Here is an 18,230-nt window from a genome sequence, read left to right as displayed (position 1 = left end):
TAATGTAAGCGAATACAACAACAAATGACTAATACTTGCACAAATGTGCAAAAGAAGGGTGATCTTATGGAAATAAAGGATGATAAACGCCTTCTAGTCAAAGTCTGCAAAATGTACTACGAAGAGGATATGACACAGAGCCAGATTGCAAAAGCAACAGGGATATACAGAACAACGGTCGGACGCATGCTGAAAAAAGCGCGTGAGGAAGGAATCGTTAAAATCACGATCGATGACCATGTCGGGACACACTATGATTTGGAACGGGAGCTCGAACAGCTGCTCGGGCTTAAAGAAGTGTACATATGCGAAGCAAAACCGGAACAAACAGCTGAAGACAAGAAGAAACTCGTCGGCAAAGCCGGAGCCGAAATCTTAAAACGCGTTGTGAAAGACGGGGATACGGTAGGCTTCGCATGGGGGACGACGATGGCGGGAATGATCGGGGAGTTTCACGGCGTCAAAAAACGGAGTGCTTCATTCGTGCCGCTTGTCGGCGGTCCGGGCGCCATGGATACGAAATATCACGTGAACAGCATTGTCTACAGCATTGCCGGTGACTTTGGAGGCACGCCCTACTTTATAGATGCGGCAGCCGTTGTCGAAAAAAAAGAAACGAAAGAGGAAATCGTCAAGTCCCACTATTTCAAAAAAATAGAAAGTCTGTGGAACGGCCTTACCGTGGCAGCCGTCGGAATCGGGGCGCCGCTTAGTTCTTCAAATATGATCTGGACAGGATTTTACGGCGACCAGGATATCGAGCGCCTTGAAGAAAAACATGCAGTCGGAGATATATGCTCGCGCTTCTTTGATCGTTCGGGAGCATTAGTAGAAACAGAGATTCATGACAGAACCATCGCGATAGACATCAACCGGTTAAAGGATTTGGAGTATTCCATCGGTCTTGCCGAATCCCATGAAAAAGTTCCTTCCATTATTGGGGCTGCAAAAGGCCGCTATATTAATATTTTAGTGACAACTGCCGAAACAGCCAGAGAAATTGCCGAGGAGGTGAGAAACCAATCATGATCATTTACTTTATCATCGCTCTTGGAGCTGCATGGCTTCTCCAAAGCGTTTTGGGTTTCTGGCAAATCAGGCATTTCAACCGAACATTCGCCGCGTACAGACGTATGGGGAGAGTCGCAGTCGGAAGAAAGACCGGCTTATTCAGAGCCGGAACGGTCGTCCTGTTTGTCATTGACAAACGCAATAAAATTTTGAAGGCATCAAAAATGCAAGGTGTCACCGTCTTTTCAAGAATCAGGCCTTTAAAAGGGTTTGAAGGAAAGTATTTGCTGAAGATCGGACAAGCGGAGCTTGCCCGGCACGATCGCCTCACACGTCTTGCAATTGAAGATGCCTTGAGAACATTCGACATCATCACGAAAGGGGGTGATATCCCGCAGAAGAAAACACGGCTTCAAAAACTAATGAGCTTTCAAATTAAAAAAAGAGGTGAAATATGAAAAACGTAACATGGCTTGCGGAAAAGTTTATGGATTTATTCAGGCATGGCGGAGAAGTGTTTGTCAGTATGCTTACAGACATCGTTCCTTTATTGATTATGCTGCTTGTTGCCATGAATGCCCTGATACGCCTGATAGGAGAAAAGCGCGTCGAAGCGCTCGCGAGGAAGTCGGGAAAAAATCCATTGACCAGATACATGGTTTTGCCTGTCATCGGTACGTTCATGCTTGCAAATCCAATGACGCTGTCGCTTGGCAGGTTCTTGCCTGAAAAATACAAACCGAGTTATTATGCGGCTGCATCTTATTCCTGTCACACGCATAACGGACTTTTCCCGCACGTGAATCCGGGCGAGCTGTTTGTTTTCCTCGGGATTGCCGCAGGGATTACGACGCTGGGGCATGAAACGACAGAGCTTGCTCTCCGCTATCTTTTGGTCGGGATTGTGACAAACTTTCTCAGGGGCTGGGTAACGGATATGACAACGGCTTATGTCGCGAAACAGCAGGGCATTGCCTTGAAAGATTCGATTGATCTTAAATAAGAAAGGCGGGTATACAGATGAGTTCCTATCGTTCGGTTGAAGTTTCAAAAGGGCCGGGAGGGTTTGGCGGGCCTCTGGTGATCACGCCTGATGAAGAGAGAAATAAAATCGTGTACGTTACCGGCGGAAACAAACCAGATTTTGCGGATCATTTAGCTGAGCTGACGGGATGCACCCTGGTCGACGGCTTTAAAACGACTGTACCTGAAAGCGAAATGGCTGCTGTGATCATCGACTGCGGAGGGACGCTGCGCTGCGGACTTTATCCACAAAAGCGAATTCCGACGATCAATGTGATGGCGATCGGGAAAAGCGGACCGCTTGCCGCCCATATTACAGAAGATATATATGTTTCCGGAGTAAAAAAAGAGAATATTAAACTGCTGGGAGCTGTGGAGGAGCCTGAACAGTCTAATATTCGAGAAGAAAAACAAATACAAAATAAACACAACCATTATAGCACAGAGAAAAAAATTAGTGAACAGCAGTCACCGAAAGGGATGATGGCGACAATCGGGATGGCCATGGGATCGGTCGTCAGCACGTTTTATCAAGCGGGACGGGAAGCGATTGAAACCGTTATCAAAACAATTCTTCCGTTCATGGCTTTTGTGGCTCTATTGATCGGCATCATTAAAGAGTCAGGTATCGGAGACATTTTTGCCAAATATCTATCACCATTTGCAGGCTCACTGCCCGGATTGCTATTAATCTCGCTTGTTTGTTCATTTCCGCTGCTTTCCCCGTTCCTTGGACCGGGGGCGGTGATTGCACAAGTTGTCGGTTCTCTGATCGGCGTCGAGATTGGCAAAGGAAACATTCCGCCGAATTTGGCGCTGCCGGCGTTATTTGCGATCAATTCGCAAGCCGCTGCCGACTTTGTTCCAGTCGGTCTGGGTCTTGCGGAAGCGGAAGTCGAAACGGTTGAAGTCGGGGTGCCGTCGGTGCTGTATTCGCGTTTTCTGACGGGGGCGCCAACCGTTTTCATTGCTTGGCTGGCCAGCTTTGGCATGTATGACAGCTGAGGTTTTCTTAAGGAGGGAGAATAATGGTCATGCTGTATGAAACAAAAATAAACAGAATAGGAGTTCAAGCAGCGGCATTTTCAGATGAAAAGATGCTCATCTTATTTGGCGAAGGTGCTCCGGATGAATTGAAAGATTATTGTTTATCAATTGATATAAATCCTGTAGAAGCCGAATTCAAGGAAGGCGATGAGCTTTTGCTTGGCGGCGAGTCCTACAAAATCACAGCCGTTGGCGGAGCCGTTCGTCAGAACCTGGCGAATCTCGGGCATATTACGCTGAAATTTGACGGGTCAGCTTCAGCCGAGCTGCCGGGAACACTGTACCTTGAACGAAAAGAACAAATGCCGGCGGTTTCAGCAGGAGACTGTATTCAAGTTAAAAGATTCTCATAAGGAGCGGGTGCTATATGGAGATGAATAAAGGAAAAGTGGCATTGATATGCGGCGGCGGACAAAGTCTCGGAGAAGCGCTGTCCTACCGCATGGCAGAGGCGGGATATGACATCGCGGTCGCAGACATCAACGGCGAGAACGCCGAAAGAACGGCTGATTATGCAGCCGGTCAATACGGGGTCAAATCGCTGTGGATTCAAGCGGATTTTACAAAGGAAGCCGATGTAAAAAAAATGATCGACAGGGTCACGGACGAATTCGAAAAAATCGATGTGATGGTGTACAGTGCGGGAATCGCCAAAAGCAATAAGATCACAGATTTTGAGCTAGAAGACTGGGAACGGACCATCGAAGTCAATTTGACCGGGTATTTTCTTTGCGCGAGGGAAACGTCAAAGGTCATGATTAAGCAGGGAAGCGGGTCAATCATTCAAATCAACTCCAAATCGGGAAAAGTCGGCAGCAAGCATAATACAGCTTATTCAGCTTCCAAATTTGGAGGCGTCGGTCTCACTCAAAGCCTCGCGCTTGATCTTGCCGAACACAACATTCGCGTGAACAGCATTATGCCGGGGAATTTGTTGAAATCGCCGATGTTCCAAAGCTTGATCCCGCAATACGCGAAAAAGCTCGGCATTCCGGAGAGTGAAGTAGAGCGCGTGTACACCGAAAAAGTGCCGCTTGGGCGGGGCTGTACGTATGATGACATCGCCAATGCCATCTTGTTTTATGCTTCTGACCAGGCATCCTATATGACGGGTCAATCGATCAATGTAACCGGAGGGCAGGTCATGCATTAAAACACGAAGGGGGACGCAATAATGAACATGCTGATTGATTCAGCGCATATACCGGAGATTGAAAGATTGCTGGATTCATTTCCCGCTGGCGGCGTCACAACAAACCCGACGCTGATCGCAAGGGAAAAGCAGCCCTTTAAACAGCAGATTCAAGATATTCGGCGGTTCCTTCCCGAACAGCTGCCTCTCCATGCCCAGGTGATCGCCGACCAATGGCGGGATATGGTCGATCAGGCGAAGGCGCTCTATAACTGGCTGGATGGAAACGTGTCGGTGAAAATTCCGGTGACAGCTCAAGGACTTTACGCGATCAGAAAGCTTGCGGCTGAAAACATCCAGACCACAGGGACAACGGTTTATACCGCTGCACAGGCTGTACTGGCGGCAAAAGCCGGCGCCTCCTATGTCGCGCCTTATGTCAATCGTATTGATCAGGAGTATGGTAATGGGGCGGGCGTTGTCAAATCGATTGTCGGCTTATTCCACACATACCGTTTAAATTGCAAAGTGCTTGCGGCAAGCTTTAAACATAACCGTCAAATTCTTGCCGTCATGGAAGCGGGGAGTCATGAGGCGACAATCAGTCCCGAGCTTTTAAGCCATTTGGCTGATCATCCGGCTGCAGACCGTGATATCCATGTGTTTCGTGAAGTTTGGCACTCTCAATATGGAACATTTTCAATTTAGCGTACGAGCCTGAGGGTCGGGAAACCGGCCTCAGGCTTTATTTTTGCTTACAATTACTTATATACTCTTGATTTATTCGGCAGAATTGCTTATAATCACTTATAAATAATGAATTTTACTTGCGTGAAGAAGGAATGATCGAGTGTATCAAGAGGAAAGGCTAATTTCCATCATCGACTATTTAAAAGAGCATAAACGGATTTCCGTTGAACAAATTTGTTCTTTATTCGGAGTTTCAAGAGATACGGCAAGGCGGGATCTGGTCAAACTGCAAGAGCAAGGTGCTATTATCAGAACAAGGGGCGGGGCGATTCTGCCTACCGTTCATGATGAAGTCAAAGACTATTCGGGCAGGCTGGGCATGGTTTCCGAAGAAAAAAGCATGATCGGAAAAGCAGCCGCTTCTTTAATCAGAGAGGGCGACCGCATTATTTTGGACGCTTCCACGACTGTCCAATCATGCGCCGAGCATTTGCCGGATGTCAATTGCACGATCATCACCAATTCGATTAACCTTGCAGATGTTCTTTCCTCTAGAAAAGGGGCTGATATCCACCTGCTTGGAGGAAAGCTTCAAAAAGAGCACCGCTTTTTGTACGGCGCATCCGTCATTGAAAAGCTGTCATGCTATCATGTTGATAAAGCACTGATCGGCGTGGTGGGGGTTTCTGAACACGGGCTTACAATCGCCCATGAGGAGGACGGAATGGTGAAGCGGAAAATGATTTCCCAAGCGAAGCAAGTCATAGCGCTTGCCGACCATTCGAAAATCGGGAGAACGGATTTTTACCGGTATGCTGAACTAGGTGACATCGACCTTCTCATTACAGACCGGCTGCCGTCGAAACCGTTTCAGAAGCTGCTTGATGAGCACGATGTGGAGCTGCTCGTGGCTGAACATCACGATACTTAAGGGGGAATACAGCAGATGAAAATGATTGCTGTCGATTTAGACGGGACGTTGTTAAACAGTGAAAGCAAGATCTCAAAGGAAAACATCGATGCGATTAAAAAAGCGCGGGAACACGGGATTGAAGTAGTGGTTGCCACGGGGAGAGCATCCTTTGATGTGCAAGCGATTTTTGAGCCGACAGGTATTAAAACATGGATTATCAGTGCCAACGGAGCGGTGATTCATGATCCTGAAGGCCGTCTTTACCACTCGGTGCCGCTTAACCGGAAACGGGCGGAAGGAATTCTTCAATGGCTTGAAGAAAAGAATTACTATTATGAGGTATTCAGCGATGAAGCGATCTTCACGCCGCAAAACGGCCGCGAGCTGCTTGACATTGAGCTGGACCGCTTGAAAAGCGCAAATCCCGAGGCCGATCTTTCAAGGCTGGAACTCGCGGCTGAACAGCAGCTCAGCCAAAATGGATACGCGTACATCAGCTCCTATACCGACCTGTTTTTAGCCGGAAAGGATGTCAATGTATATAACATATTAGCTTTTTCTTTTCATAAAGAAAAACTGGAAACAGGCTGGCAGCAATTTGAAGATGCACAAGATATTACACTTGTCACTTCAGCCGAGCATAACTTTGAAATTGAGCATCTTCAGGCGTCAAAAGGGCTTGCATTGGAGAAGCTTTCACGCAAGCTCGGCATTTCCCTTCAGGAAACAGCTGCCGTCGGAGACAGCCTCAATGATTTTTCGATGCTGAAGATCGCGGGGAAAAGCTTTGCCATGGGCAATGCGCGCGAAGACATTAAAGAGATGGCTGATGAGGTAACGCTCACTAATGATGAAAATGGCGTCGCTCACATCCTGCATCAGCTGATTAAACAGCAAGTCAAACCGGTTTAATTCGTACATCCTTTCAAATCGGCGTGATGCCGTACACGGCAGCGTAACGATTGAAGGAGTGCGGTTAAGCAGCGGATGTTATTGATCCGCGGGCCGCCGACAATGTCGGCGGCCTTTATTTATTTTAACGCTGCCTCGTGAACGTGGGATATTATTTTCGTTACTTTTTATTCATTGTTTGATCTGGTGATGTTTGTTACTATTTAACTATTATTTCAAATTGTAAGAATGGAAGGTGACTTTTTGATTAGTTTAAATCCTCTTATTAGAAAAAGATACTAGAACTCATTGAAAAAGAGTAAATAACAGGTGATCGATTTGGATAATCAAATGAGTATAATGTATGAGAAAGCAGAGCGGCTTTCAAAGTGGGGGAAAACAAAGGAAGCCTTGAAGGAAGCAGAGCAGTTTTTATCCAACTACCCCGACTCATACGAAGGCTATCAATTGCTTTCAAATATATATTTTAATGCAAAAGAATATGAAAAAGCGGTACAGTTTGCAAAAGAGGCTTTAAATTTAGATCCGATGAACTTTGAAATTTTGGCTGTCTTGACTCTTGCATACTATGAATTGGGAATGTACGAAGAGCATGAGGAAATAAATGAAATAATGATTTCAGAGTACCCCGATTATCACTACACTTATGCAATGCACGCTCAATTTCTTTTCCATGATAAAAATGAGTATGAAAAATCGCGTTTTTATATAGAAAAGGCAGTGGAATTAGAACCTGACGATCCATTTTCTCTTGTCGTATACAGTGAGATTTTGGCGGTGTTTTTTGAGGATGGATTATCAAGGGCGTGTTCAGACAGAGCGCTCGCCCAAAATGCCGATGATGCCATGATCACGGGAATGGCCGCTTCTGCGGCATATAGAAGAGGAGATTATGCACAAGCATTGACTTTAAACAAAAGAGCTCTACAAATCAATCCGAACAATCCAGGGATTGTACCCAATTTAGCGTTATACAACATGTGTAATTTTTGGTTTATGAAATTCCCGTTGAAAATCAGGCGATTCCATGAAAAACTTCGTGTTAAAAAACCGGTGTTGTTTTGGCCGCTTCTTGTCATTGTGACATTGGTCTTCAAGTGGCTTACGATTCCATACCTGTTTCTCGTCTACAGTACACCTTATATGATGAATGGGCTGGCGGGAGCCTTCATGCAGCGAAAATTGCCCGAACAGATGCGAGGAAGTTCGGTCCTCACATTTTTGAGGTACACACCGATTTGGATCCTTATTGTATTGCTGATGATTGTGATAGGGATCATATCATTCTTATGCAGATTGATATTTTAAATGAATGAAAGAGTGGAAATAATGGAAATACGTAAAGATAAACCGGGAACCCTATTTTTTGTTTTTTTTGGACTGCTTAGTTTTGTCGGCACGATGTCTTTGTATGACCGATTTGGGAATCTTCAAATGAAAATGCTGGCGGCTTCCGACAACATGCTTTTTTGCTCTGATGTAAGCATATTTTACAGCCTGTTGCTGACCTTCATTTGTATACCTTACACCGTTAGAAAAGTGATAACATCCAAAGGCTATCAAGGGCGTTTGCAGCCTCCTTTATCCTTGATTCTTCTAGTCGTAGGGCTGACGCTGCTATGCAATGCCTTTTTTCAATATCAAAATATTGGGAAAAACAGCATTGTCATAAGAGAAGGACTAATCTCCAGCACCAAACATTACGATATGGAGGATGTCACTTCTGTCCATGCCTATTATCAAAAAGGGTTAAAAGGCGCACTTTACCTGAAGTATGATCTGACGCTAAACGACGGAAAAAAAATCGATGCCGCCTTGTCTGACGAGTTTTACAATAAAGCGGACGAACTTGACAAGCTCCTGCAGCGGCAAGGAATACATATTGAAAGAAGCGGAATCAAAAAGAAAGATCAGGCCCAGCTGGAAAAACATGCGGGTTCCAAGGCGAACTATAAAGTGATGAAAAGGATCTTAAACGGTACAAATCATAGATAGGAAGGATAAATATGAAGAGGGATGACACGGATAAACGCGCAAAGGTGAAAGTCATTCAGTTTGATCAACATCAACATGCTTTAACCGAATTAGAACAGCACTGTGAAGCTTTTGCTGATGTCGGCGGATTAGAAGACATTAAAAAGAAAATCAACATGGACTTTATTTTGCCTTTGCAAAATCCTGAGTATTTTAAAGCGTTTGGAAAAGCGACGGGAGGAAGCCTTCTTCTGTTTGGCCCGCCGGGATGCGGAAAAACATTTATCGCGAAAGCGATTGCCGGAGAGATCCAAGCAAACTTTATACACTTGGAGCTTCAGGCGATATTGTCCATGTATGTTGGGCAGAGTGAACATAATCTGCATGACATTTTTGAAAAAGCGCGTGATAACAGTCCTTGCGTTCTTTTTATTGATGAGCTTGATTCAATCGGGGGGAATCGGCAGGGAATGAGCCAGCATCATGACAGGGTGCTGGTCAATCAGTTGCTGATAGAATTAGACGGTTTAGGGTCGTTTAATGACGGCGTGTATGTGATCGGTGCAACGAATACACCGTGGTATTTAGATCCTGCCTTACGCCGTCCCGGCAGATTTAATAAGATGGTATTTATGCCGCCTCCATCCGAAGAAGAACGTGTCGACATTTTAAATTTAAAGCTGTCCGGCAAGCCGCATAATCAGATTGATGCACTGAAAATCGCCAAAAAGACTTGCCATTTTTCGGGGGCTGATTTAGAACAGTTGGTCAGCGATGCTTTAGATCAGGCGATCGAACGGTCGCTTCGGCAAGGAAAGCTGTCGCCTGTCCAACAAACAGATCTTGAAACCAGCCTTCAAGGGAGAGTGCCTTCAACGCTTGAGTGGTTTTCAACAGCGAAAAACTACGCCATGTTTAGTGATGCGAATAAAGAATATCAATCCGTTCTTGATTATATGAAGAGGACCAAGCTGAAATAGGTTACCTCCACATTTTAAAGGATCACCCGATCAAAAGGAGAATGACAAAAATGAAAAAGCCGTTTCAATTACCAGAAAAAATGGCCCGATACCGCGGGCAATTCGAACAATCAGCGCGGGATTTTTTGAGGCTGAACACGAGAAAAGGAAAAACAGGCCGATATGAAAGCAAACTGGCCGGCGATCCTTATTTTCCAAAGTCTGAACAGTATCCTGTGGATTCACAGGGAAAGCCGATGAAACTGCTTGCGCAAATTAATTTTTCAGACATGCCCCGCCTTGAGAATTTCCCGGAATCCGGGATTCTGCTTTTTTTCATTTCGGTCAGTGATGATGTTTACGGTTTGAATTTTGACGATCCGTGTGAACAGTCGAGTTTTTGCATCAAATATTTTGAGAATATCACCCAAAATGAAGACGAGCTTGTCGACGACTTTTCGTTTGTGAAGCTTGAGGATGAGCTGGCATTTCCGATTGGATGCGAAGCTTCAATCACGCCTGACATAGGGTTTGAACTTGTCTCTGCGTCTGACTTTCAATTTGAGCGATACGCAGGAACGGATGCTTGGACATTCTTTGAGCAATTCGGCGATCAAGAGGAAACGGTGTTTGATGAATACCATGAAATGCACGGCGGCTTTTCCCATAAGATCGGGGGCTATGCAGCCTTCACGCAAGATGATCCGAGAGAAGGCGATTATCAAGAACATACCGTTCTGCTATTGCAAATTGATTCTGATGAGGACATTGATGCTATGTGGGGAGATGTCGGGATTGCCAATTTTTTTATAAGGCCTGATGATTTAAAGAATAAGGACTTTTCAAACGTATTGTATAATTGGGACTGTCATTAACGAAAAAAACAGCTGTCTATAGCAGACAGCTGTTTTATTTAACCCGTAATAGCCGAAGCGTTCAGGGTAAATAACTCCTCGAGTTCATGCTCAGAAAGCTCGGTGATCCAATTTTCGCTTTGGATGATTTGATCGTTGAGCGATTGCTTCGATTCGAGCATTTGGTCGATTTTTTCTTCAATTGTGCCGGTGGTGATCAGTTTATGAACGTGGACGAACCGTTTCTGTCCAATTCTGTAGGCGCGGTCTGTAGCCTGATTTTCAACCGCGGGATTCCACCATCTGTCATAATGGATGACGTGATTGGCGGCCGTCAAATTGAGGCCTGTGCCCCCGGCTTTTAATGATAAGATCAGAATCGGAAATTCCTTGTTCTGAAACTGCTCCACCATTTTGTCCCGTTCAAGCTTGGATAAACTGCCGTTCAGAAACTTGACCGGTTCGCCGAATGACTTCTCGAGCAGGCGCTTCATCATATCTCCCATCCCGAGATATTGGGTGAAAATCAGGCAGCTTTCATCGCTTTCGCGAATCGTCTTCGTCAGCTCCAGCAGTTTTTCGAGCTTGACTGACCTTCCGTTAAGGAGCTCGCTCCCGGTCTCTTTTAAGTAAAGGGCAGGGTGGCCGCAGATTTGTTTGAGCTTGCCGAGCATGCTTAAGATGAGAGCTTTGCGCTGCATTCCGGCAAGGCTTGACATATGTTCAAACGTATCTTTGACAAGCTGTTCATATAGTGAAGCCTGTTCTGCGGAGAGCGGGATGAACTCTTTTTCTTCCTGTTTTTCAGGCAGGTTGAGCGCGACTTCCTTGTCCTGCTTTGTCCGTCTTAATAAAAATGGTTTGATCAGCTGCTGGAGCTGTTCGATCCGTTTTTCGTCGCGGTCTTTTTCAATCGGCAGGACAAAACGCTTATGGAAGCTGCCGAGGCTTCCGAGATAGCCTTTGTTCATGAAATCATAGATCGACCACAGCTCCGTCAGGCGGTTTTCCATCGGAGTCCCGCTGAGCGCGATATGATGCAGGCCTTTCAGTTTTCTGATTGAACGGGATTGCTTCGTGTGCGCATTTTTTATGTTTTGGGCTTCGTCAAGGCAGATGCAGTTCCAGGCGACGCTGCTGAGATCGTCAAAGTCGGATTGGGCGAGGCCGTATGACGTCAAGACGATATCCGCATCTTTGTAAGATTCCTGAAACGCTTCACCTTTAGGGCGTTTTGGCCCGTAATGGAGCGCTGCCGTCAGGCCGGGCGCGAAGGTCTCAAGCTCGCGCTGCCAGTTCCCGAGGACGGAAGTCGGTGCAATGATGAGAGACGGCGTTTGTTGTCCCTGTTCTTTTAAATAGGCGAAATATGCGATCATTTGAATGGTCTTTCCGAGCCCCATATCATCTGCCAGGCAGGCGCCGAAGCCGCAGTTTCTGAGAAAAATCAGCCAGTTCAAACCGTCTTCCTGATAAGCTCTGAGCGTTCCGTGAAAATATTTGCTGACCGGGTATGACGGGAGATCATCGCGCTGGCTCAACTTTCTGATCATGTTTTTCAGCTGATAGGAGAGTTCAAACCGCACATCGCTGAATGCGGAAGCATCGAACAGATCATCATCCTCGCGGGTTTCGCTCCGCTCCGTCAGCTCGCGCGCCAGGATGTCAGACATATGAAGCCCCTCTGTTTCTGCTCGCTCCATCAGCTTTTTCATTTGTTTGATAAAATTCGGATCGATTTTGATCCACTGTCCGCGTATGTTGACAAGCCGTCTTTTATTGGCGACAAGCTGCTCGAATTCTTCCTCTGTGAGTTCGATTCCATTAGTAGCAAAACGCCAGTTGAAGTCCATCAATGCATTCATTCCGACAAAAGACTCGCCGCGGGGAGCCGATGACACTTTCGCTTTCAGCAGCATATTGCTGTCTCTCACGATTTGCCACCATGACGGCAGCAGAATTTCAATCCCCATGCTGACAAGTGTTTCGCTTGCTTCTGATAGGAAGATCCATGCTTCTTCTTCCGTTAAAAGCGTCGTCCCCGATTCGATCGTCAGCCAGGGCACGATTTGGCGGAATCTGTCTTGTTCACGGGCGATTTTATCAGCGTATGTCTGCCAAGATTTTTTCAGCCTGTTCAAGCCTTCAAAGAACTGAATGGCGCCGCTTTTTTTGTCGCGCAAAAACAGTTCGATTTTCCAATCGTCTCCGTCAAAGTCAGGTTCATTTAAGCGGAGTCCGACGGTAAACGGCACAGGGTTTTCATGCCAGCCGATCGTTTCAAGAAAATCGTCTTCATCGAGAAAGTGTCCCTGAAATGTAGTGACGGCGGGAGAATGTGCGACAATCGATTCCCATTTTGCTTTTAACTCGTCATTGTAGTTGATGTAGTCTTCGACAGCGTGTGAAAACCATTCAGCTGTATAGCCTTCCAAAATCCCTTCTTTATCTTTCCAGCGCAGCACCTCTTGCTTCCATGCTTCATAGTCGGGAAGAAAGTCTTCATCTGCGATAAACTCATAAATGGTGGAAGCCGTTTTCATCAAAGGTTCAGTTTCCTCGGTGAGGATGATGTCGCTGTAAGAATTAAATGAGTTTTTGCCGAGAAATTCGACCGCCATCCACGGGGACAGCAGAACCGCCGGAGTATCTAAATCGGCATCTTCGAGAAACGTTCCGTAAAAAGACGATTCGTGCCACTGAAACAAATGCCTTTCCATTTCATTCCGCGCGAGAAACTGATGATCCCCGTCATGACAAGATAAAATGAATGTATAGTCTTCTGATTGTTCAACATGTATCACGATTTCCTTAAGACTCGCCATCGATCAACTTTCCTTTCTTAAGCTCCTCCTGGAAGGCTCTCAGCCGTTTATAGCGGGCTGAAAACTGCTCCATAAACCGGTTCCAGACATCCTGTTTTTTCGATTTTTTATAAAGGGTGCGCAGCTTTTTTAATTGTTTGACGGCTTCTTTGTAGCTTGAGCGGTTTTTTTGTTCAACCAGCCCGGAAATTTCTCTGTGATAGGAAGGAATCAATGCTTCAGGAGCCGCTGCTGCAATATCTTTCAAGGCGTTCTGCCCGATCTCAGAGATTGAAAAACCGACAAGGCTGTGGATCTCCATCCACTCCGTAAAGCGGTTTTTGTTATATAAAAAATGGCTGTATTCAGTAAACGTATAAGGAAGACACTTTTTGCAATACCGTTCATATACATGCTCTTCTTTTGCGTTTTTGCTGTAATCGCTCAGAAACAGGAAGAATTCGCTTAATACATCGCGTATTTCCCGGTACGGCTTATCCAGTCTGCAGAAGCCGGCTGCAAGCTGCTCAAGGTATTCATACCATTTTTTCAAGCGCTTCCAGTCTTTTTTGGCGGTCATGACACTGAGCCATTGAAACGTATAAGGAAGGATCTCCGGTGAAAACGATCCGGCCTGATCGAGAATTACATCGTCGTTTTTCAGCAGAAATTCAAGATGCAGCCTGCCGAATTGTATTTCAGGGGACGGCTCCCTATCGTTGAGCACATCGAGCTCCTGCTTCAGCCAGTTTGGCCGGGACAGAAGCGCACTCCAGATTTCCCCGAAAATCCGCAGCCTTTCATACTGGAAAATGTCTTTCTTGAGCAGCAGTTCCCGAATCACGCCGGGGGTTTTTTCTAAAAACGGGTCAAGGGAGAACGATAGCGCATATGTTTTCAGTTCATCGATCGAGCTGTAGATCGTATCCATCAGCTGTTCGATATAAGGATTCAGCGTGTAAAAATCCTTTTCCGGATCTATGCGCCCTTTCTCGACGAGCGAATGCATGGCTAGCCATGTCGCGAGAGCCGCGTGGATTTGATACATTTTTTTCAGCTCCGGCTCCGCAGGCGTCCGCTTTTTTAAAGCTGAAAAATACCCGTAGTAAAGGTATTGCATCGTTTGCTGGTTTTTGGGCGTTTGCTCCTCCCATCGTCTGAATTCCGTTTTGAAAAACGAGGTCCATTGATCGAGCGTGTGGCTGCGGGGCTTCATTCCGCGCTGAAGCTGTCCGAGAATCTCCCGGTTTTCGCGGTGTTTTTGCGCTTCTTTCCAAAACTCCGTAAACGTTCCCAATCGATCATATTGTGCATAAAGATATAAGTAAACGGCAAGCACATGCCGGCAGATGTTTTGAGCAGGGCAGGAACAGCTGCTTTTTTTAACGTCGGAGAGGTCGATGAAGACCTTTACCGGGACCACGTCCTGGACGTAAGCGTTGACCGTATGCCCGCTCATCGGCTTGACCCGATAGACGGAATCCTGTCTGTATAAAATAAGGGCTTTTTTCATGAGCTGAATGTTTTCTTCTGTGCACGGCAGTACATGCTTAAACTGTTCAGCTGCATCCATGACAACCGTTTTTGAGATCATGTCTTGAAGCATGTCTATCGCTCCTAACCGAATGGCTTTTAAAAAGTTTCCAATCTCTCTATTATAGCTTAATCAATCCGTCCAAAAAAGATTTTCTCTGGAAAAGGACATAAAAACGGACGGGTGTCGAATAATGTAATAGACTATGGCAAATCGATTCTTTACATCATATAATTTGAAATATAATCAGAAATGTTTTAATTTATGGAAGCTGAAAGGAAAAGGATATGGATGACAAGGAATTGAATCAGGAAGAATTTTTGAGAATTCTTATGCATGCGTATGACGTTGGTGAAAAATCAAAAGACATAACGACGAAAGAACTTCTTGAAGATCTCATTCTTCATATCAAAAATGGATATACGACGTAAAAGGTGTGCAGACTGCGGTTTGCACACTTTTTCGTTCAGCAAAATGTGCGCAGGTCCTGCAAAAGTCGATATTTAATACCATATAAAGACGCGGTTTCCCCGGTATCTCCCGTTATTTGTCAGGATTCATTTCTTTCGGAAACGAAATAACCATGTATAATCAAGGGTAGGTGTTTAATTTGCTGAAAATTTAAATAAATATGCGAATTCTAAAGGGAGGTTTTTATGAGAGATCATATCGGCTTTAAAGATGTGTTCATCATTTTGAAAAAAAGATTCGTTCTGATCGCACTGATCACCATTGCGGCCGCTCTGTCCAGCGCTGCCGTCAACTTTTATTGGCTCACACCCGTCTATCAGGCATCCGCCCAAATCCTCATCAACGGCCGTCAAACATCGAACTTCACCGACATTCAGACCAACCTTGAACTTATCAACACGTACAACGTCATTATGAAAAGCCCGATTATCTTAAACAAGGTTAAAGACGAACTTAACCTTCCGGAAACCGCTGAAGACTTGAAGCAAAAAATCACAGTTATCAGCGAAAATGAATCACAGATTGTCAGTATCTCCGCGACTGACAAGGATTATTCCAAGGCGGCGGACATCGTGAACACAGTCGTTGCCGTATTCCAAAGGGACATTGACGGCATTATGGGTGAAAATACTGAAGTCAGCCTTGTTGCGAAAGCCAATCCCGATCATACGCCTGTTCCCGTCAGCCCGAACAAGAAGTTCAACATCGCTGTTTTTACAGGATTCGGCCTGCTGTTTAGTGCAGGGCTTGCATTTTTGCTCGAGCTTTTGAAAAATACCGTTCGAAATGAAGAAGACATCGAAAAAGAGCTGAACGTTCACGTGTTGGGAAATATTCTGTATGTGAGACCGAAAAAAGGACAGGCCCCGAAGCTGGAAAGCTTTGTCGGCAAAGATCATACGTTCTAAAACGGGAAAACACGGGGAGGTCGCCTATGATCGATATTCATTGCCACATTCTTGCGGACATTGATGATGGAGCAGCATGTATGAATGACAGTATAGAAATGGCTAAACAAGCTGCCCGTCAAGGGATTCATACGATTATCGCCACACCTCATCACCGAAACGGTGTATACGAACATCAAAAAGAGGCCATTCTTGCAGCTGTTTCGGATTTAAAGACGAGGGTGCAAAAGGAAAACATCCCGGTTCTCATTACCCCCGGACAGGAAATCCGCCTGTACGGCGAATTGAAGCGCGATCTTGAGCGCGGCAGACTGCTCAGTCTCGCCGGCACAAAATATTTGCTGATTGAACTTCCTTACCACCATGTTCCGCGGTATGCCGAAAAGCTGCTGTTCGATCTCCAGTTAAATGGTTACATTCCGATTATCGCACACCCCGAGCGGAACCTTGAATTGATGGAGAATCCCGATCTGCTGTACCGCCTCGTCAAAAACGGCGCGTGCGTCCAGCTAACATGTTCAAGTCTTGCCGGCCGCTTTGGCAGAAGTGTCAAACGGCTCGCCCGCCGCTTTCTTGAAGCGAACCTCGTCCACTTTATCGCATCAGACGCCCACAACCTCACGACCCGATCTTTCTTTTTTGATGCAGTAGAAAACGATTACGGCCGCGATTTTTTGAACGTGTTTACAGAAAACGCGGGCCTGCTCCTGGAAAACCGGGATATTCATAAAGAAACACCGCGTCCCGTCAAAAAGAAAAAGCTGATGGGCCTGCTGTGAAAGCTATTCACAAAAGCCCGTCAGCCAAAATGTCAGCGCCGGTTATACGGCGCTGATTTTTTATATCATCCGATAGAAAGCGGCCGGACGTCCCTTTCTACAAGAGCGGAATGACAAGCCCGCCGTAAGCGAAGGCGGCCACGATTAGGAAAGCTGGATGGACGCGGAACTTCGTCAAGGCCACCAAAGAGATTAGCGCGATGACAAGTGATTGAACAAAGCCGATCGACTTGATCGCATCACCGCCGATTTCCCACGTCAAAAGAAGCATCATCATGGCGATAACCGGCTGAACCGACAAGGTCATTCCTTTGACGATTGGCGACTGGCGGTAGCGGCCGATCAGCTTGAGCAGCAAAACGAGCGCGATGGCTGAAGGCAGTACAGTTGCGGCAAGAGCAATGAAGACACCGGGCCATCCGAGCACGCTGTAGCCGACATAAGCGGCGATTTTTGTGGCGATCGGGCCCGGCAGAGCGTTTGCAAGCGCAAGCATGTTTGAAAATTCCTCTTTTGACAGCCAGTGAAAATGCTGAACAACTTCTTCAAAATTAAGCGGAATTGAAGCCGGCCCGCCCCCGTAGCCCAATAAGTTTGCAATAAAGAAAGCCCAAAACAAATAAAAGATGATCATGAAGCGGACACTCCTTTATCCTTTTCCCGGGCCGCTTTTCTTTTTAATTTAAAATGGAACGCGCCATACGTTAAAAACAGGATGACAATGATGCCGGGGTGGATGGAAAACACTTGAAGACCCAAAAACGCAAGAATAAAGAAAAGCACGCCGGCCAGCAAGCCGAAGCCTTTCAATGCTTTTTGCCCAAATTCGTAAGCCATGATGCCGAGCATGACGGCGATGACAGGGGTGACAGCGCCGATCATGCCGCTTACGATTTTTGAGTGGCTGAGCACATTAACGGCTGCGAATAAGGCGGCCATCGCAGCGCACGTCGGCATGATATGGGCGGCTGTGGCAACGACAGCACCCGGAACGCCTTTGACTTTATGACCTAAATATGCCGACATTTTCGTGGCGATCGGCCCGGGCAGCGCATTGGCAATCGCCAAAATTTCCCCGAATTCATCATCATCGATCCATTTGAACTTAGAAACGGCTTCATGACGGATCAGTGGGATAACGGACGGGCCGCCGCCAAATCCCAATATCCCCGTTCTTGTCATTGCGATGATCAGTTCCCGGTAAGGGTGCTTCATTTTG

At 46.1% G+C, this 18,230-nt stretch carries 20 protein-coding genes; 16 read left to right on the top strand and 4 right to left on the bottom strand.

Going from position 1 to position 18,230, the window contains the following annotated elements:
* Positions 1–66: 66 nt before the first annotated feature.
* The 13 genes from MKX80_RS19820 (at position 67) to MKX80_RS19760 (ending at position 10,536) form a co-directional block, all read left to right on the top strand.
* Complete coding sequence (locus MKX80_RS19820) at positions 67–1,029, top strand: sugar-binding transcriptional regulator (protein ID WP_268342855.1); 963 nt, start codon at positions 67–69, stop codon at positions 1,027–1,029.
* Positions 1,026–1,469: a transcriptional regulator GutM gene (locus MKX80_RS19815; protein ID WP_154994705.1), complete on the top strand. Its 444-nt coding sequence runs from the start codon at positions 1,026–1,028 to the stop codon at positions 1,467–1,469. Before MKX80_RS19820 ends, MKX80_RS19815 begins: the two co-directional genes overlap by 4 nt.
* Positions 1,466–2,014 carry a PTS glucitol/sorbitol transporter subunit IIC gene (locus tag MKX80_RS19810; RefSeq protein ID WP_043925087.1) on the top strand — a complete coding sequence of 183 codons (549 nt, stop codon included), beginning with the start codon at positions 1,466–1,468 and terminating at the stop codon, positions 2,012–2,014. The genes MKX80_RS19815 and MKX80_RS19810 overlap by 4 nt, the downstream gene beginning before the upstream one ends.
* 17 nt (positions 2,015–2,031) lie before the next feature.
* Entirely contained in the window at positions 2,032–3,039 is a 1,008-nt protein-coding gene (locus tag MKX80_RS19805; protein WP_154994703.1) for a PTS glucitol/sorbitol transporter subunit IIB, read from the top strand.
* A gap of 23 nt (positions 3,040–3,062) precedes the next feature.
* A complete protein-coding gene (locus MKX80_RS19800) occupies positions 3,063–3,434 on the top strand; it encodes a PTS glucitol/sorbitol transporter subunit IIA (protein ID WP_268342854.1) in 372 nt (123 codons plus the stop codon).
* A gap of 14 nt (positions 3,435–3,448) precedes the next feature.
* Positions 3,449–4,234 (top strand): sorbitol-6-phosphate dehydrogenase, encoded by a 786-nt coding sequence (gene srlD, locus MKX80_RS19795; RefSeq protein ID WP_154994700.1) that lies wholly within the window; start codon positions 3,449–3,451, stop codon positions 4,232–4,234.
* Positions 4,235–4,255: 21 nt separating this feature from the next.
* The gene (locus MKX80_RS19790) at positions 4,256–4,921 is read left to right on the top strand and encodes a transaldolase family protein (protein WP_154994698.1); all 666 of its coding nucleotides are present in this window, start codon (positions 4,256–4,258) and stop codon (positions 4,919–4,921) included.
* Positions 4,922–5,063: 142 nt separating this feature from the next.
* A complete protein-coding gene (locus tag MKX80_RS19785; RefSeq protein WP_154994696.1) occupies positions 5,064–5,834 on the top strand; it encodes a DeoR/GlpR family DNA-binding transcription regulator in 771 nt (256 codons plus the stop codon).
* 15 nt (positions 5,835–5,849) lie between these two features.
* Positions 5,850–6,728, top strand: a complete 879-nt coding sequence (locus MKX80_RS19780) for a Cof-type HAD-IIB family hydrolase (protein ID WP_268342853.1) — start codon at positions 5,850–5,852, stop codon at positions 6,726–6,728.
* Between the two features lie 318 nt (positions 6,729–7,046).
* The gene (locus MKX80_RS19775) at positions 7,047–8,036 is read left to right on the top strand and encodes a tetratricopeptide repeat protein (protein ID WP_182069947.1); all 990 of its coding nucleotides are present in this window, start codon (positions 7,047–7,049) and stop codon (positions 8,034–8,036) included.
* 21 nt (positions 8,037–8,057) lie between these two features.
* The gene (locus tag MKX80_RS19770) at positions 8,058–8,723 is read left to right on the top strand and encodes a hypothetical protein (protein WP_182069948.1); all 666 of its coding nucleotides are present in this window, start codon (positions 8,058–8,060) and stop codon (positions 8,721–8,723) included.
* A gap of 11 nt (positions 8,724–8,734) precedes the next feature.
* Positions 8,735–9,682: an ATP-binding protein gene (locus MKX80_RS19765; protein ID WP_339227452.1), complete on the top strand. Its 948-nt coding sequence runs from the start codon at positions 8,735–8,737 to the stop codon at positions 9,680–9,682.
* Between the two features lie 50 nt (positions 9,683–9,732).
* The gene (locus MKX80_RS19760) at positions 9,733–10,536 is read left to right on the top strand and encodes a YwqG family protein (protein ID WP_268315664.1); all 804 of its coding nucleotides are present in this window, start codon (positions 9,733–9,735) and stop codon (positions 10,534–10,536) included.
* A 38-nt stretch (positions 10,537–10,574) separates the two neighbouring features.
* On the opposite strand, the gene MKX80_RS19755 is transcribed toward MKX80_RS19760, so the two are convergent.
* The gene (locus MKX80_RS19755) at positions 10,575–13,340 is read right to left on the bottom strand and encodes a DEAD/DEAH box helicase (protein WP_154994684.1); all 2,766 of its coding nucleotides are present in this window, start codon (positions 13,338–13,340) and stop codon (positions 10,575–10,577) included.
* Entirely contained in the window at positions 13,327–14,925 is a 1,599-nt protein-coding gene (locus MKX80_RS19750; protein ID WP_182069952.1) for an SWIM zinc finger family protein, read from the bottom strand. The genes MKX80_RS19755 and MKX80_RS19750 overlap by 14 nt, the downstream gene beginning before the upstream one ends.
* 215 nt (positions 14,926–15,140) lie before the next feature.
* Here MKX80_RS19750 and MKX80_RS19745 point away from each other — a divergent pair, with 215 nt between their 5' ends.
* The 3 genes from MKX80_RS19745 (at position 15,141) to MKX80_RS19735 (ending at position 17,011) form a co-directional block, all read left to right on the top strand.
* Positions 15,141–15,284 (top strand): hypothetical protein, encoded by a 144-nt coding sequence (locus MKX80_RS19745; RefSeq protein WP_003185866.1) that lies wholly within the window; start codon positions 15,141–15,143, stop codon positions 15,282–15,284.
* A 225-nt stretch (positions 15,285–15,509) separates the two neighbouring features.
* Positions 15,510–16,232: a Wzz/FepE/Etk N-terminal domain-containing protein gene (locus MKX80_RS19740; protein ID WP_216929858.1), complete on the top strand. Its 723-nt coding sequence runs from the start codon at positions 15,510–15,512 to the stop codon at positions 16,230–16,232.
* A 26-nt stretch (positions 16,233–16,258) separates the two neighbouring features.
* A complete protein-coding gene (locus tag MKX80_RS19735; RefSeq protein ID WP_154994678.1) occupies positions 16,259–17,011 on the top strand; it encodes a CpsB/CapC family capsule biosynthesis tyrosine phosphatase in 753 nt (250 codons plus the stop codon).
* Positions 17,012–17,108: 97 nt separating this feature from the next.
* Here MKX80_RS19735 and MKX80_RS19730 read toward each other — a convergent pair whose 3' ends face one another.
* Both MKX80_RS19730 and MKX80_RS19725 read right to left on the bottom strand, forming a co-directional pair.
* Entirely contained in the window at positions 17,109–17,645 is a 537-nt protein-coding gene (locus MKX80_RS19730; RefSeq protein WP_154994675.1) for a chromate transporter, read from the bottom strand.
* Positions 17,642–18,226 carry a chromate transporter gene (locus tag MKX80_RS19725; protein ID WP_268342850.1) on the bottom strand — a complete coding sequence of 195 codons (585 nt, stop codon included), beginning with the start codon at positions 18,224–18,226 and terminating at the stop codon, positions 17,642–17,644. Before MKX80_RS19725 ends, MKX80_RS19730 begins: the two co-directional genes overlap by 4 nt.
* Positions 18,227–18,230 lie beyond the last annotated feature (4 nt).

The sequence above is a fragment of the Bacillus sp. FSL K6-0972 genome, from assembly GCF_037976035.1.
Classification (GTDB): domain Bacteria; phylum Bacillota; class Bacilli; order Bacillales; family Bacillaceae; genus Bacillus; species Bacillus haynesii.
The sequence above is the reverse complement of the archived record's forward strand: the minus strand, read 5'-3'. Positions and strand labels throughout refer to the sequence as shown.